The following is a 15,324-nucleotide window of genomic DNA, read 5'->3' as shown; positions in this document are numbered from 1 at the left end:
TTTTCGGAGTGATTTTGATGTCATCTATCGCTACCCGTACTTTCATCAAGCTCCGTAATGGTTGGCATTGGTTTTTTGTGGTGGGTCTGATCTGGTTGCTGCAAACGGGTGTTTGTGTGGCGCAAGGCCTGCAAAAAGAAGAGAAGCCAAAAAGCTATGTCATGTCATACTTGATCATCATGCTCGTTGTCGCCGGTGCGTTGTTCGTGATTTGTCGACCGGGAAAGCGTGACGACCGAGTGAAAAAATCATAGGTCTTAGCGGGGCGATCCGAAATCTGTTTTCGGATGAAACGTCAGCCAGGTGTTACGATAAGAGACAATCGCTGGCATGGGTACGAGTTTCGCACCTTTGTATTGACCCGCGATACACTCGCCCGTAATTCGATCCCACAGGCTTCGCGTTTGCACATCGAGAAATCCTTTGGCATCCCGCTCAAATTCAAGGATTTTCCCTCGTAGCTCGCTTGAGTAGAGTCGGGCAGTGACCGTATCTGGGTCAAAGACGGCGACCACCCGCTTGCTGTCGATTTGATCGTTCACGACGGGATGTCGAGATAACTGGGTGAATTCCCATGCTCGAGGTGGGTTGACTCCAGCCAATCCCAGTACGAACTGCTCGGGCGCTTGGTAGAACCCGCGTCGGTATTGCCGACTGCTTCGTGGTAACCACAACACACGGGTGTTCGGGTATCGACGTTTCCAGGCGCCCCAGTCTGTCATCGTCGAGGGGATTTGCTCCAAGTCGGTATTCCGTCTCGGTCCGGACATGGCACGACCTAAAAGATGACTCCAATAGCTGCGTGTTTCAACGTCGTACATGACGAGACTGCGATTCCACAGCATTCCCGAAACACCGAGCGTAACGATGCGTTGATCGGGATTTCGGGCATACACGATGCCGTTGTGGCACAAATGTCACCAAGTGGCAGCGATGGGGCGCTGATTGATAACGTCGTTAATGATTTCCCGGCGGGGTCCGGTAAGCATGTTGATCGGATAGGCCCGTGCTTCATCACCGATGACGACGCCTAAGACGAGCTCGTTAGGATCGAGTACACCCGCCGCTTCCGCTGCCGACTTGGTGTCGAATTGAGTGATCGCGGGCTGTTCTTTAAGCAAACGTCGAGGACGAAAGTTCGTCTCGGTCGACTGCCGATCCACTGGTTTCTGAGCTTCGACCGCCGTTGGAATCAGCAGCACGAGCATCAAGACCCATTGTGGATTCCACTTAAACGGATTTGCAGTTTCCATGTTTGCCTCTGTCAAAAACCTGCGACCTTCGGAGTTGCTTGAATCGACGAGATTTTTGAGCCAAGCAAGGTTGGGCAGCCTACACGAAGCGATACGTCAGAAGCAAGTAGATTTGCATTTCATCCCACACTTTTGCGTACTCGTCTACGCTTTTTGTGGGTCTGGCGGCAAGGAGACCGTGTTCAGGAGACCGTGTTCAGGAGACCGTGTCTGCCTGATCACGTCTTTGATCGCTTTCGATCAAACCGTCGCGAAGTCGGAGCACGCGCTTCGTCCGAGCTGCGACTTCATCTTCGTGAGTGATTATGATGATTGTTTTACCTTCACGGTTTAGCTTTCCGAACAACTGCAGGATCTCGTTCGTGGTTTTCGAATCTAGGTTACCGGTCGCTTCGTCGGCCAAAATAAAATAGGGGTCGTTAACCAAGCTGCGTGCGATGGCAACGCGTTGTTGCTGACCGCCGGATAGTTCGGTGGGACGGTGGTTCAAGCGATCGCCAAGCCCCACCATTTCGGCCAATTCACAGCACAAGTCGCGGGTCTCAGCTCCCAGCTTTCCTTGATATTGAAGTGGCACTTCGATGTTTTCGATCACTGTCAATTGCGGGATCAGATTATAGGATTGAAAGACGAATCCGATGCTTGAGGCGCGAACCTCTGAGAGTTGATCGTCATCCAGATCCGCCACATTTTGTGTTCCCAGGTAATATTGACCACCCGTCGGTCGATCCAGGCAGCCGAGCAAATTCAAGAGGGTACTTTTTCCGGATCCGGACGGACCCATCACGGCCATGTAATCACCGACGGCGACCTGAAAGCTAACGCCTCGCAAAGCACGGACGGTTTCACCCTTGAGCACGTAATCCTTTTGCAATTCGCTGACTTGCAGTGCGAACGGATGTTGATCATTTTCCGAAAGACCCGTAATCATTAATGCGACGAAACCTTATGAATGGTGGACCAATTATTGATGAACGAGGCAGGGTGGTGGCGACAATTCGTCTGACTCAACTAACGTGAATCGAGTCCCTGCATCTACAGCTGCACAACGACTACGAGGCGGTTGATCGAATGTTCGTCTACTGTAGTGGGCCACCGTCCCAATTACTAGCTCAAGCTGTTCCGCTGGGCTAAACTTGATCGATCCAGTCACGAAACAGCTTGTCACGAGCGTCGACGGAAGTGTCCAAAGCCGTAAACAATTCGGCATCTGAGGGTTGGAGTGCCGATTTTGGCGGTGACACGCTCGTTGGCGACAGTTGTGGACTGACGCCGGTGGAAGCTGCCGCAGAATCCATGAAATTTCCGAAGCGGAACGCAACCACCAGATCGCTGGTGGTGAAATCTCCATCTCGGTCCCAATCGCCTTCTTCCCAGGTTGAATTGTTGGCGATGTCGTCCTCGAATTCGTTCGCGCTAAATATGAGGATCAAGTCTGAAGTGTCGAATAGGCCGTCTCGATTTGCGTCGCCAGGCTGGCTGGCGCGAGCAAAACCAGGTGATCCATCCAATCCGCTCACTCGCCAACTGGAGGCCGAATTCCAACGGCTGGCGAGAGTTTCTGCCGGCGAAATCACTTCTAGCGAAGCTCCTGGCCCATCACTCTCAGGATACCAAGTGTCGGAATAGGCAAAGGACTGGACGAGTGCTTCTCCGATGCGAAGAGTAATTTGCTCTGAAGAATTGCTCAATTGGCCTGACCATTGTCCGGCGACCGGAAGCTTGTTTCCATATCGGAAAGCGAAAGCGCGGAGATCTTCGACGACCACCGCCCGTTGTCCAGGACCGAGTTCTGTGATTGCGGAGCCAGCGAACGAAAAATCAACACCTTCCTGAGAGTCTGCAATCGTTGTTGTCACGAAACGCGTTTCGCTGAGGTCGATCGTATTGGGACCAATATTCACAATTTCGATAAATTCAAAATCGTCGGCGTCTTCGAATCCAGCCTCGGCTTCGAACTTGTTCGCCGCGCGGGGATGATAATGTATTTCGCTTACGCGTAGATCATCGATCGTAGCGGGTACGCCGACGCTGAAATCCGCTTCCGTCATGCCTGACCAGATTCCGTCACGGAATACACGAGCCTTCACCGTTGATGAGTTTTCAAGGTCAATAGGCTTGCCATTATCGAAAGCCATCAGACGTGGCGACAAGAACATGTCAGTATCGTCCTTGTCCACATTAAGGGCTTGGATGGTGAGCATGTTGTCGCCATCTTGCAGCAAGCCCATAAACTCTGAAAGATCAATCAGTTCGGGCGAAATCGCCGCGACGTCAAATCGATTGATCGTTGCAGCAGAATCAAAAGCGATCGAATCCGGGCTCGACCGACGCGCAATTTCGGTTCCGTTCAAATGGGCTACGAAACCATCGTCGTATTGCATTTTGAGTACCAGGTTGTCGATCTCATCTCGATTTGCGACTTGAAACGGTATACGCATGTAGGCAGAAGAGGTTTGGTTCAAGAGTGCGGCTTGCAGATCCGTACGGATTAATTCGGTGTAGGGGCGATGTTTGATGTCGCCCACAATGGTGAACGTGTCGTCAAACAATGTTTTTTCGCCGGGTGCGTAGGCGAACTCAAGCACAGCCGTCCCCGTACGATCAAACCAGAACAGGTTAACCGCATGGTCTCCTGCGCTGAGCTCTGTGGTGACGAATTTATCGCGAGTTCCGTGACGCTCCTCGTCGACGTAAAGTACTTTACCATCGATGATTAAACGCACCGCGTCGTTGCTCGTTAACAGAAACGTATACACGCCACTCTCTTTGACGCGGATTGTTCCGTTGATGTCCATCGCGAAATTGTCTTTGTTGACAGCAAAGTTCAAATTGTCGTCAAAATTTCCTCCCCGGCTGCCGTGGAGGAAATTCAGGTAGGGGACCGGTTCGTGCTCGAGTTCACTTTCGACGTTGATGCCTTCTAGCAATTGAGTCGCAAGTTCCACCGTATTGAGTTTTGTGGCCGATTGAATCTCCCGAACATCGAATTCCTTGGAAACCGAAATCAGGTCTTCAATTTCCCCCGTATCGAAGCCGATGCTGGTTCGCCCACGGATCCAACTGGAATCGTCAAAGTTGGTTGATGTCCAATCGGTTTCCTGAGCGTTGCCTGAGGGCGCGAGTAATCTCGCGGGTGAATCCTGCGAGACGAGATCTTGGAAATTGAGCGAGATCGCGGATTCACTGGGTTGGTTGTCTGAGCCTTTCGGATCAGATCCATCGAGTGTGTAATGGATTTCACCATCGACTAGATCGGTTGTGAGTGAAATCTCTTTGTCTGGATCGACTTGTCCCCCCGGTTGGCTGAAGATAGGTGCGTCAACAGTCGGAAGGAAATTGGCATCACGGAATTGACGCAACACGCGTTCAGATCGTTTGGCAAAATAGTTCGAATTGATCGATTGAATTCGTTTTCTCCAAACTTCTTGGGTGATGGCTCGCCCTGTATCATTCCGGCCGTCACCCCATCTGGCGGATTCGCCGACCATGGCTCGATCAATTTCGCTCGCCAACGAATTTAATCTGGCAATGTTGGCTTCGGTCGAAAGTGTGCCTCCCGGCGAAAAGTGTTTGGTGATTCGATTCGCATACAGTTCTTGAAATTCCGGAATGTTGCGTAGACCCGAATAAACCTTCGCGGGGCCAGTTTCGGTGCCGCTCGTCGCCACTCGATTTTCGACGACCCCTCGTTGAAAAGCGGCCTCCGCATCCCAACTGTGGAACCTCCACTTTTCACCTTCGACATTTCGCCGTGACGCGTACCAATTGTTGTGCGGCCAATCCCAGTTACCGACAAACTGATTGACAATCAGGTAGTCGATGAAATCTTCGACATCCAGCATGCTTTTGACGTTTTCGTAGTCGATATCCCCACGTCGCGGATCGACGGCACGCATCAAGTTGGTAAAGGAACGCGTATTGCCGTCAATGACGCTACCGCCCGTGTTGATGACGTCCCATTCTTCCGGATCACCACCCATTGTGGACGCAGCCCATTCGGCATTCATGCGTTCGGTTGGACTGTAGACTCCCCAATAGAGGCCGTTGAGATACAGATGGGCGTATTCGTCGCGGGACGTATAACCGCCCATGTCTCGTTGAGCTTGTCGTGTCCATTGGTCCTGTGTGTAGGTGTTATTGCCGGATCCACTGTCGCGATAGGAATCGTTGAATCCGGCTCGTAGCACAATGGCCTGGAATTCGGTTTGGTCGTCTTCACCAAACCAAGGGTAGTCCAAAGTTGGTTCACCATACTGGCTGCGGAAAATTAACTTGAACGAGAGCTTTTTGGTTTGCGAGAGTCGTCGTGCCCATCCGCCGTGGATTCGTACGCCCGCGTTTTCTTCCAACAGCGTTTCACCATTGCCGTCCATCATTTCCACTGAGATGGGTCGCTCCCAATCGTCACCTTTGCGTTCGGGATTGCTATAGAGTCCGTTTTCGAATTCCCAAAGGTCATCTGGATCAACAACGAGCGAAATCGTGGGTAAAGATCGTAGGTCGTCCTTGATGGTTTCTTGGTAGTCTTCGTGATTAACGATGTCGGGATCCATGCCGTAATTAGCGCTGGCGCGGGCGGGTCGACGTGGTCCTTGATCATCGAAGTATCCCCATTCCGCGGGTAAACCCGTACCATCTTGTGTCAGCACGTGGTCCAAAAAGATGTAGCTTTGCGTACCCACTTGGCTGGTCAAAAAGCCATCACCGGACGAAGCCGCGCGAAGTGTCGTGGTGGTGTCAATTGTGATCGCATCGCTGTAGAGTTGACCATGTTCGGCTGTTGGCGCCGTTCCGTCGGTCGTGTAGCGGATTGCCGCGTTAGGATTATCAACCGACAAAGTGACTTCGAAAGGTTCTGTGAAGAATCCTCGTTCAACGTTAAAGTGAACTTCGGCTGCAGATTGGGTGATGGCTTCAACCTGATTGATTTCGCCAGGGGTCGAATTTGGAAAGAAACTGAGTACGTCTGGCTGTGCACCTGCGTCACCAAACACAAGGCCGTATGACACATCGTTTGATTGATTCGGAAAGTCAGGTTTGTACTCGTGAGATACCGTTCCGTCGGGCTGGATCAGCCCTAGGTATTCGCCATCCGAAGAAAGCTTGAAGTTTGAATGCAATTCCGATTCGGGATCGCTCTGGTTTGCACCCGATGCAAACACCACCAGGAATCCAGCTGCTGGTACGGTCACATCCGGCAGTTGCCACTTTTCCAAATCTTCTGCATCGTCCGTCAATCGCCAACCATTCACTGAGATGGTTTCTTCTGTCGGATTGTGGATTTCGATCCAATCGCTGTACTCCCGAAATTCATCTTTGAGAGTCGTGCTGTTGGAGGCCATGAATTCGCTGATCACCAAAGAGGTGCCATCGAGCACTTGTCGAGCCTCAAGTGGCTCAAACGAACAGCGACGTTTTCTTGGCCGGGAAATAGGGTCAGTCGATCCGTGACTCGGTCGGAACGAGCGGGGAAAGTTGATCATGATGTGGGCTGACTGCTAACACGGTGGCGATGGACGAGAGGCATCAATCCTGGCAGCCGAGACTCAGCCACAGCCGATTTTCCCCGAATGGGATCTCGGTGCTGCTCTACTTTCTTCGCGAAATCCTAACAGAAGATGCGACTGGATTGTCGGAAAAAGTTGCGATTTTTCAGCTCAGCCAGCGGGTTCCGACTCGCCGTCGTGTTTGCAACAGCAAGCCGAGTCCGAGAACGAAGAGCACCAAACTGGCCGGTTCTGGGACTGCGGCCACGATGGGATTTGGGCCGTCAGGACGTAATCCGGCTTCATAGCCGGCGCTGTTGAAGGCCGCTACGAAGTCACCCGAATCGAATTGTGTGTCTCCGTTCCAATCGCCCTGCGTCCAGTTGGCCTGCTCGCCGTTTTCGTATTTTGCTTCGGCGAAAACGATTACGAAGTCGGAGCTGTCAAATTCGCCATTTAAGTCGGCGTCACCCATCCAAGTGTTCTTATAATTGTCGAGCCAGACCAAGCGATCGGCGACATCAACCACACCGTCTTGGTTTTCATCAAAGTTTAAATCCTGATCTTGGATTGCTTTCGCTTGCAAATCCAAGTCGGCGGAATCCAGTTGGCCATTTTCGTTGTAATCGCCGAGCAGTGTTTCGCCAGTATAGGGGCCAACAAAGGTGAGGTCGGCAAACGCACTTGAATCTCTCCAGTCTGCGTCTTCCGTTGCTCGATAGTAGCAGGCAGTGTGTGAGCGTCCTGCCGTGCCATCACCGAAATTGTCATCGTCGGAGACACAGGCGGTCCATTTAACAACCGTGTTTTCGGCGACAATTTGCTCGACGTCACCTGCCGCGGTACCATCGAAGACTCCTGCGTCAAACATCGGCTCTAATGAAACGGCGTATTCTACGACATAGTTGGCTTCCTCGTCCGTTTCTGATGCGGTCGCGACGCCAAACGCGCCGAATTCATCTTCGTAGAAATCGTCGATAAACTCCGACATGATGGCCGTATTGCCCTCGAAGGTGCCTGCAAAACGGCTTGCTCCGAGTTTGCCATATGTCTCGGCACTGTCCCACCATTGATAGCTGGCAATGTCCGAGCTGCCTTCCAAGTCATCGCCATCCATAAATAACTCGACTTGATCCTGCTCCCAAGCATTGCTGGGTACTTGGTCCATCGCGATGTCGTCGGTGACTTCGAACAGAAAGTAAGCGGTCCATGGCTGTTCCCACATCACGCGAAATTGAAAACTCAAATCGTCCGGACCTCCGAAGGGGTCGTCTGGAAAAGCGGTCCCCGGATCTTCTGGGATCACCTGGATCGGTGGACCTGCTGCATCCCATTCACCCGGACTGATTTCGCCGTCAAGCTCAGGGGCCGTATCGGTCAAAAAGGCTTTCACGACGGAGCGGTCCTCCTGTGCTTGGATGCTGCCCGAAATCGCAATCAATAATATGAAAACTAGCGACGTGTGTTTCACGACTAGGTTCCCCCCAAGTGTGATGTATGCGAGACTCTTGAACATGTAAATCTATCGTAGTGAATTTGAGAAGAAGGACGGATTGAGAAACCCGTGTTTGAATCCGAAAACGCCGTGGAGGCATGAACGTGTCAACGGTGTTGCCGACTTCAACCTTCAATATACCTAGGGCGAAGAGTTCGATAAAGCAAATTGCGATGTTTCTCTTCGATCAGAGCTGTGATTGCCAATTTGATTTCGCGGTTCAACCTGTTAAAGCTAAAAATGATACGAGTTATTGTCATCTCTCATGGCCCGCTCGTGCTGGCATTAATGCAATTTTAATTTTCCATTGATTCGTGAGGCGATGTGAGACGGTGATGATTCCGATGCACGTCATTTTGCAAGCTGCACCCAAAGATGACCTGGTTTATCAGGTGGTTTCTCTCCAGGGCGTTGTCCGTCAGGTGATCGACCTGCCGTCGACGAAGATCGTACCTCCATTGCCACGATCTTTTGAGGAAGTCCTGTCGTGTTTGGAGAGTTTTCCAAGAATGTTTATTGAGCCGGATGGCTCGTTTGTTTGGGTCGGCGTGGAGTCGAAGACAAACTGGCAACTCGATGGGCAATTGAATGACGGATCGACGGGTCTGAACAGCGTTGAGATAAAAGGAACCGTTTCAACTCAGGCCTGGAACCAATTGCTGCAAGCGGTCGGGTGGCCGGATGCGCAGCTGTTGATACAGCTTCCTCGCGAAGGCATCTTCATGACCGAAATGGAATTTCGACGCTTTGCTGAGTTGTCCTAGGCCGTGGATAGGTGAGTGCAAGTCAACTAAAGCATTTTCGACTTGTGAGTGATGCTTAGGTCAGAATGTCATGGACGACATTTCCGTGCACATCGGTGAGACGGAAATCGCGACCTGAATACCGATAGGTTAATCGTTCATGGTCCATGCCAAGCAGGTGGAGGATCGTGGCGTGTAGATCATGGACGTGAACTTTGTTTTCGACGGCCGCCATTCCCACCGGATCGGTGGCTCCGTATCTCATTCCACCTTGGACGCCTCCGCCTGCGAGCCAAGTGGTGAAACCGCGATTGTTGTGTCGCCGTCCATTGCCATTATTCTGGTCTGTCGGTGTTCTTCCAAATTCACCCGTCCAAATCAGCAAGGTATCTTCGAGTAGGTTTCGCTGTTTGAGATCTGAAATGAGCGCGGCAATAGGTTGATCGACGGCCTGGCAATTGTTTGGGAGTTTGGTGCGCAACGAATTGTGTTGATCCCAGCCTCGGTGAGTGATTTCGATAAATCGGACACCTGCTTCGGCAAGTCGCCGAGCCATCAAACATTGGGTACCAAAGGCAGCCGTCTTTCGGTCGTTCATGCCGTAGTTGTCTTTGGACGCCTCGGATTCGTTCGATAAGTCCAGCAGGTTGGGAACCTCGGATTGCATGCGAAAGGCCAACTCATAGCTTTCGATGACACCTTCAAGTTCTGGATCAACCCGGGCAATATCCAAATTGTCTTGGTTCATGGATTGCAACAAATCCAAATATTTTCGCTGTTCGCGGCGACTTCGTTGGCTGTGGATATTCGCGATCGGATTGTTTCCCACATCGATACGGGTACCTTGATAAGCCGCGGGTAAAAAAGCGGAGCCGTAGTTTTGAGTTCCGCCAAGATTTCCCACCGGATTGATCGTGACAAAGCCTGGTAAGTTTTGGTTGCTGGTGCCCAATCCGTAGACGGACCAGCTACCGACGGAGGGGCGAACAAAGTTAATCGATCCGGTGTGCATCATGATCGTGGCTTGTGGGTGAGCCGGGTTATCGGTGTGCATGCTATTCAACAAACACAATTCGTCCGCATGCTTTGCCAGGTGCGGAAATAGTTCTGATATTTCCAAGCCGCTTTCGCCGTGTTGGGAGAATTTCCAGGGGGAAGGCAAAAGCTTGCCGCGGCGGCGACCGTTCGGATCCTGATAGGTTTTGTCCTGGCCGGCTTGAAGCTCGGGCTTGTAGTCGAACGTATCGACGTGTGATGGCCCACCTTGCATAAACATCATGATCACGCGTTTTGCACGCGGAGCGAAATGCGGTTGCTTAACGGCAAGAGGACCTTGAAATGCGTCTTCGGCCCGGCTTGAATTCGCTAATCCGGCCAAGGCGAGATAGCCAAACCCCAAGCTGCCGCGTCTGAGTAATTGTCGTCGCGAGCAGGTTTCGAGTTGATTTAACATAGGGTCACCTCTGGGGGGAATGTGAGCGGCTTGCCGCAAGCTCTTTCAGCGAGTCGGCTTCTGATACCGGCTTCCATCTCAGTTAACTGCGATAACGAAATTCCGAACTCGCGATCAGTGCTTGCATCACGTCTGTCCAGATTCCAAGCTGAGCTTCTTTTGTGGAGTTTTCGGTTTCCACTGTACCGTTAATGTAATTCAATGAGCGCTCGATCTGTTCGGATGTCGCCCGGCGTCCCAGAAGCTTTTGATAAGCGAGTTGCAGGCGGTCCTCATCGTTGTCAATGCTTTGGTCGGCGAGCGCGTCTTGCGCCATCAGTCGAGCTTGTTTGAGGACGAACGGGTTGTTCATCATAAATAAGGCCTGAGTCGGGACCGTGGTCACATCGCGTCGACCATTCACTTCGCTTGGCTCGGGAAAATCAAAGGTCGTGAGAAAGGCGGGTACTTTCGATCGCACAATCGGTAAGTAAATGGTGCGATGGACGTCATCGAGGAAGGTAGTTGGAGTGTTTTGGCGTCGTCCCAGTTCGGAAATCGCGAAATCTTGGACAACCGATCCCGTGGGTGGTTGCAGCTGGAGCGAACCGCTTGCCGCCAGCATGGCGTCTCGAATTGATTCGGCTTCGAGGCGTCGTCGGTTCATTCTCCAGACCCATTGATTGTCCGGATCAACTTCGTAGTTGTGCTGGTCAAACTCGCTGCTGAGACGGTAAGTGCGGCTGAGCACAATTAATTTTACCAGCTGTTTGATTGACCAGTTTTCCTGCATCAGATGACGAGCAAGAAAGTCTAGCAGTTCTGGATGGGAAGGAGCTGATCCGGTCGTCCCAAAGTTGTCGACTGTCCTTACCAGTCCTCGACCAAACAAATGATGCCAGACGCGATTGGCCATTACACGAGACGTTAATGGATGTTCTGGGTGCGTGAGCCATTGGGCCAGTTCAAGGCGGCCGCTGACATCTTCCGGGATGGTGGTTGGTAATGAGACAACTTGCAAGAAGCCACGCGGCACACTCGGGCCGAGTCGTTTGACATCGCCGCGAATGTTGATTTGACAGTCTTGGGGCCGTTTGGCCTCCGTCACACCCATTGCCAGTGATCCGCTCACCGCTGGTTCCTTGTCTTTGACCTTTTTCCGCTTGGGAGCTTTTGCGGCTTCGGCTCGTTTACTCAAATTGCGGACGCGTTTTTGGATCTGTTGAAGCTGCCGTCGTAGTGGAGCCGTTTGTGCCCGAATTTGTTTTGGTTCGAGGCTTTGGTTTGAGCCAATTTGCTTGATTTGTTGCCGCAACTCTTTGACGGTTCGTTTCGCTTTGGCCAATTGTCGCGCGTTGGCGGCGGATAGCTTCGGGGATCGCCGCTTTGCGTTGCGGTTGGTTTGCGGGCGTGAATTTTTGACGGTTTTCGTCGTGTTCAGCTCATGGAAGAGACCGTCTTGGTTGTAGGTTTGTTTGTTCGGACGCTTGTTTCCGTAGCCATTCAGCATCGACGTGCTGCGAAATACGCCCGCCAGCGCGTAGTAGTCTTGTGTGGGGATGGGATCAAATTTGTGATCATGACATCGAGCACAGGCAACAGTCATTCCCATCAAAGAACGACTTGTTGTATCGATTTGTTCGCCGACGACATCCATCGTGAACACTGCTCGATTATTTTGATTCAGATCGTGTGAGCCGAGTGCGAGGAAGCCGGTTGCAATCAGTTGTTCGTCTTGTTGTTTGTCACTTTCGGCGGGGAGCAGATCTCCCGCCAATTGTTCAGTGATGAATTGGTCATACGGCTTATCGGCATTCAGTGAATTGATGACGTAGTCCCGGTATCTCCAGGCGAATGGGAATGGATAGTTTCGTGTCTTTCCCATGGATTCGGCAAAGCGAACAACATCCAGCCAGTGACGGCCCCAGCGTTCACCAAAATGGCTTGACTGTAACATGCGATCAACCAAATTCTCATACGCATCGTCAGAGCTATCAGCCACAAACTTGTCAATCTGTTGTGGCGTGGGGGGGAGTCCAAGCAGGTCGAATGACAGCCTGCGGATCAGCGTTTCGCGATTGGCGTCAGGATTCGGTCGCAGCTGAACCCGATCTAATTGGGCTCGGACGAAATCATCGATGGGGTTGACGGACCAAGTCGGATCACTTGACGTGGGCGGATTCGGATTGGTGATGGGTTGAAAGGACCAAAACTTCCGACCGGCCTCGACATCCAAAGAGGTTTCGGAATCGCTGGTAGGGCCATCTCGCGGATCGGGTGCTCCGCGGCGTATCCACTTTTCAAAGTCGGCGATGATCGAATCATCCAGCTGGCCCGATGGGGGCATTTCGTAGGATTCGTGCCGCAGTGAGCTAATCAGGAGACTTTCGTCCACATCGCGAGGTACGACAGCATGGCCCGAGTCGCCCCCTTGGCGGATGCCAGCCCGCGTGTCAAGTCGCAGTCCTCCTTTGACGGACTTGGATTCTGCCGAGTGACATTTGTAACAATGTTCGACCAATACCGGACGAATTCGCTTTTCGAAGAACGAAAACTCGTCGGCATTGACCGGTTGGTTTGTCGAGGTCCATACCAGACTTGTTACGCTGAACAGCAAGACGGCGTATCGATACATGGCGATCCTCGTTGATCAAATCCTAAAGTACTGGTGAAACGGATTGCTGGTGAAACGGACAAAACGCGATCCTGCTTTATTCAATATCGCTTGAATTGAGATCGTTGTCGACTTGAATGGCAAGTTGTGTTGCGATTGCTTGTTGAAGCTGCTGAATATCACGCCGCAGTCTACGTGCTTGACGGCGTCTGTTGTTTAGTTGCTCTCGTAGTCGCTTGATTGACTTATCATCTTGCAGCACTTGTCGTTGTTTGGCCAAAAAGGCTTTTCTTTTCCGTTCGGCCTTTTTTTGTAGGTCGTTGTAGGTCGGCTGTGCCAAATAGTTATCAAGTTGCTTCCGAGCCTGGTTGAATTCTTGAGTCACCTCGCGAATTTCTGGATGCTTACTTCGTAACTTTGAGTGATACGATCGGAATTCTGACTGGGCTTGCTTTCGTTCGTGTTGATGGTGTCGCAATTCTCGATGCAATTTTTTTCGAATCGGTTCCCGGTTCTTGTTGGCTTCGGCTAGGCGTTGCTTTGACTCAGCCAGGGATGCCGTTGATTGGTTCAGTTTTTCTAGCAACTGTTTTCCAGTCGGATCGTCCAACATCAACTTGCGTCGCAATTGTTCCACTCTTGCTTTGGCTTCGTCTCTTGCAGCAAGCCGTGACTTTAGCTCGGGTGTGTCTTGCCTCAGGTTCCAACGCTGTTTGGCCTTTTGAGATGACTTTTTGAGACGTTGTAATTGGGGAGACCGTTTTGCAGTTGTTTCCGCCTCCCGCAACTGCTTGGCAACGTGACTCTGTTGGCTCAAGGCTTCACTCAATTTATCCTTCATCTCTTCGAGGTGTGCTTCGGCGCGACTTGCTAATGTGAGTTGATCGACAAAGGCATCTACATCAGCGTCGATTTCACTCTGTAAGCCGTTAGTATCTCGGCGAATCGCTTCGCCTGCCACGAGCAACGTCCGATAGTTTGTCGAAATATCTTGGCGATCGAACACTTCGACTTCGCCATCGAACACGTGCACCTCGGCCGTTCCGTTGTCATCGACCTCCATGCCGAATTCAGTGCCCAAATCGATCACTTGGACGTTGGCCGAGTCGATCGTGAATCCGTAAGCCTGAGGAGGTACCATCGTGCGAACACGACCATGATGGAGGAACGTCTGCTCGGCAGAGTGGATATCAAAACGGGCCGGCCCTTCTAAAATCACGATCGCCCCGTTGTGGAATTCAAACTCGACGAGTCCGCTTTGGATCTCAAAGCTTCCTATTGACACTTCATCGCCAACGTCGGGAGCGGAACTGATCCATTCGGCGGCCACAATCCGAGAAATGTGACCCACACTCGCTAACTGTTCGTGCGACTGTTGACCCGGCACCAAGTAGATGGCGATCCAAGCCACCAGGGACAGGGCGATGAGACCACCCAATCCAAGGCCCATCATTCGGCGACCGTTTTGGCTCGGTGCGATCTTGTGGGTGGGTTCGATCGGTTTGGTTGGAGGGAGCGCCGGGACGGGAGAGTTGGCTGCCGAAGGAAAGGGAGTTGAGTTGTCCGTCAAACAACCGGCCTGTCCAAGTCCAAATGCGATTCCCTCAATTTGCATGTAGGACTGGAAGATGGCCCGTGCCTCCGATGATCCATCGAGTAACTCGGCGAGCCGCATTTGCCCCTGCGGATCGAGGTCTTTCTCGAAATAGGCCAGGATTAACGATTCGAGTTCTTGGTGTGTCATCCGCCATGCTCCGCCAATCGAAGTTTGCTTTGGACGCAGTCATACAAACGTTTCCGCAGGCGTGATAAAGATCGCTGAACCGCCATTTCAGATCGGTCAATGGCTTGGCCAATGTCCGCAAAAGATGCTCGTTGCTCATAGCGAAGTGCGAGCATCTTTCGATGGACCTCCGAGCTTTCACTGACACATTGTCTCAGAGCCAGCGATTGTTGTTTGGCGTGCATTTCACTCGAGTCGTCTTCGAGGAAAACTCGCGTAATTTGATCAAGTAACAGGGGCTCCAACGATCGCATCCACTGATTCTTGCTCTCATCGCGCAGATGCCGCAGCGCTTGGCGTCGCACGATTTCCTTCGACCAAGCTCGGAAATCGCGAATTGGTTCGTCATCGACTGACCGTTCCATCACCACGATGGCTGCGTTCTGGAAAATCTCTTCGGCTGCGCTGAGATCACGAGTGATCGCCATCAAATACGACATGAAGTCGTTTTGATGCTGCAAAAAGCGTTTGATCAACGGGGTCTCTGGCATCGTCGACAGCTTCCGATCGTGGTG

The 15,324-nt window shown here is 51.9% G+C and carries 10 protein-coding genes; 2 read left to right on the top strand and 8 right to left on the bottom strand.

What is annotated here, in order from left to right:
* Positions 1–17: 17 nt before the first annotated feature.
* On the top strand, positions 18–254 hold the full coding sequence (locus tag P8N76_03210) for a hypothetical protein (GenBank protein MDG2380657.1): 237 nt from the start codon (positions 18–20) through the stop codon (positions 252–254).
* A 3-nt stretch (positions 255–257) separates the two neighbouring features.
* Here P8N76_03210 and P8N76_03205 read toward each other — a convergent pair whose 3' ends face one another.
* The 4 genes from P8N76_03205 to P8N76_03190 form a co-directional block, all read right to left on the bottom strand.
* A complete protein-coding gene (locus tag P8N76_03205; protein ID MDG2380656.1) occupies positions 258–1,208 on the bottom strand; it encodes a DUF3179 domain-containing (seleno)protein in 951 nt (316 codons plus the stop codon).
* Positions 1,209–1,449: 241 nt separating this feature from the next.
* Positions 1,450–2,184: an ABC transporter ATP-binding protein gene (locus P8N76_03200; GenBank protein MDG2380655.1), complete on the bottom strand. Its 735-nt coding sequence runs from the start codon at positions 2,182–2,184 to the stop codon at positions 1,450–1,452.
* A gap of 199 nt (positions 2,185–2,383) precedes the next feature.
* The gene (locus P8N76_03195) at positions 2,384–6,634 is read right to left on the bottom strand and encodes a CotH kinase family protein (GenBank protein MDG2380654.1); all 4,251 of its coding nucleotides are present in this window, start codon (positions 6,632–6,634) and stop codon (positions 2,384–2,386) included.
* A 274-nt stretch (positions 6,635–6,908) separates the two neighbouring features.
* Entirely contained in the window at positions 6,909–8,258 is a 1,350-nt protein-coding gene (locus P8N76_03190; GenBank protein ID MDG2380653.1) for a sugar-binding protein, read from the bottom strand.
* Positions 8,259–8,572: 314 nt separating this feature from the next.
* On the opposite strand from P8N76_03190, the gene P8N76_03185 reads away from it, so the two are divergent.
* Positions 8,573–9,001, top strand: coding sequence for a hypothetical protein (locus tag P8N76_03185; GenBank protein ID MDG2380652.1), 429 nt, complete (start codon positions 8,573–8,575; stop codon positions 8,999–9,001).
* A 55-nt stretch (positions 9,002–9,056) separates the two neighbouring features.
* Here the strand turns inward: P8N76_03185 and P8N76_03180 are convergent, their stop codons facing one another.
* From P8N76_03180 to P8N76_03165, 4 genes are all read right to left on the bottom strand, one after another.
* Positions 9,057–10,433 (bottom strand): DUF1501 domain-containing protein, encoded by a 1,377-nt coding sequence (locus P8N76_03180; protein ID MDG2380651.1) that lies wholly within the window; start codon positions 10,431–10,433, stop codon positions 9,057–9,059.
* 82 nt (positions 10,434–10,515) lie between these two features.
* Positions 10,516–13,047: a DUF1553 domain-containing protein gene (locus tag P8N76_03175; GenBank protein MDG2380650.1), complete on the bottom strand. Its 2,532-nt coding sequence runs from the start codon at positions 13,045–13,047 to the stop codon at positions 10,516–10,518.
* Between the two features lie 76 nt (positions 13,048–13,123).
* Positions 13,124–14,770: a FecR domain-containing protein gene (locus tag P8N76_03170; protein MDG2380649.1), complete on the bottom strand. Its 1,647-nt coding sequence runs from the start codon at positions 14,768–14,770 to the stop codon at positions 13,124–13,126.
* Positions 14,767–15,300 carry a sigma-70 family RNA polymerase sigma factor gene (locus tag P8N76_03165; GenBank protein ID MDG2380648.1) on the bottom strand — a complete coding sequence of 178 codons (534 nt, stop codon included), beginning with the start codon at positions 15,298–15,300 and terminating at the stop codon, positions 14,767–14,769. The genes P8N76_03170 and P8N76_03165 overlap by 4 nt, the downstream gene beginning before the upstream one ends.
* Positions 15,301–15,324 lie beyond the last annotated feature (24 nt).

Source organism: Pirellulaceae bacterium (assembly GCA_029243025.1).
GTDB lineage: Bacteria > Planctomycetota > Planctomycetia > Pirellulales > Pirellulaceae.
The sequence above is the reverse complement of the archived record's forward strand: the minus strand, read 5'-3'. Positions and strand labels throughout refer to the sequence as shown.

Excerpts from the sequence above, each read along its gene's own strand:
- P8N76_03210 (MDG2380657.1), top strand. The coding sequence starts at position 18 with ATGTCATCTATCGCTACCCGTACTTTCATCAAGCTCCGTAATGGTTGG.
- P8N76_03180 (MDG2380651.1), bottom strand. The coding sequence starts at position 10,433 with ATGTTAAATCAACTCGAAACCTGCTCGCGACGACAATTACTCAGACGC.
- P8N76_03185 (MDG2380652.1), top strand. The coding sequence starts at position 8,573 with ATGATTCCGATGCACGTCATTTTGCAAGCTGCACCCAAAGATGACCTG.
- P8N76_03175 (MDG2380650.1), bottom strand. The coding sequence starts at position 13,047 with ATGTATCGATACGCCGTCTTGCTGTTCAGCGTAACAAGTCTGGTATGG.
- P8N76_03165 (MDG2380648.1), bottom strand. The coding sequence starts at position 15,300 with ATGCCAGAGACCCCGTTGATCAAACGCTTTTTGCAGCATCAAAACGAC.
- P8N76_03190 (MDG2380653.1), bottom strand. The coding sequence starts at position 8,258 with ATGTTCAAGAGTCTCGCATACATCACACTTGGGGGGAACCTAGTCGTG.
- P8N76_03200 (MDG2380655.1), bottom strand. The coding sequence starts at position 2,184 with ATGATTACGGGTCTTTCGGAAAATGATCAACATCCGTTCGCACTGCAA.
- P8N76_03170 (MDG2380649.1), bottom strand. The coding sequence starts at position 14,770 with ATGACACACCAAGAACTCGAATCGTTAATCCTGGCCTATTTCGAGAAA.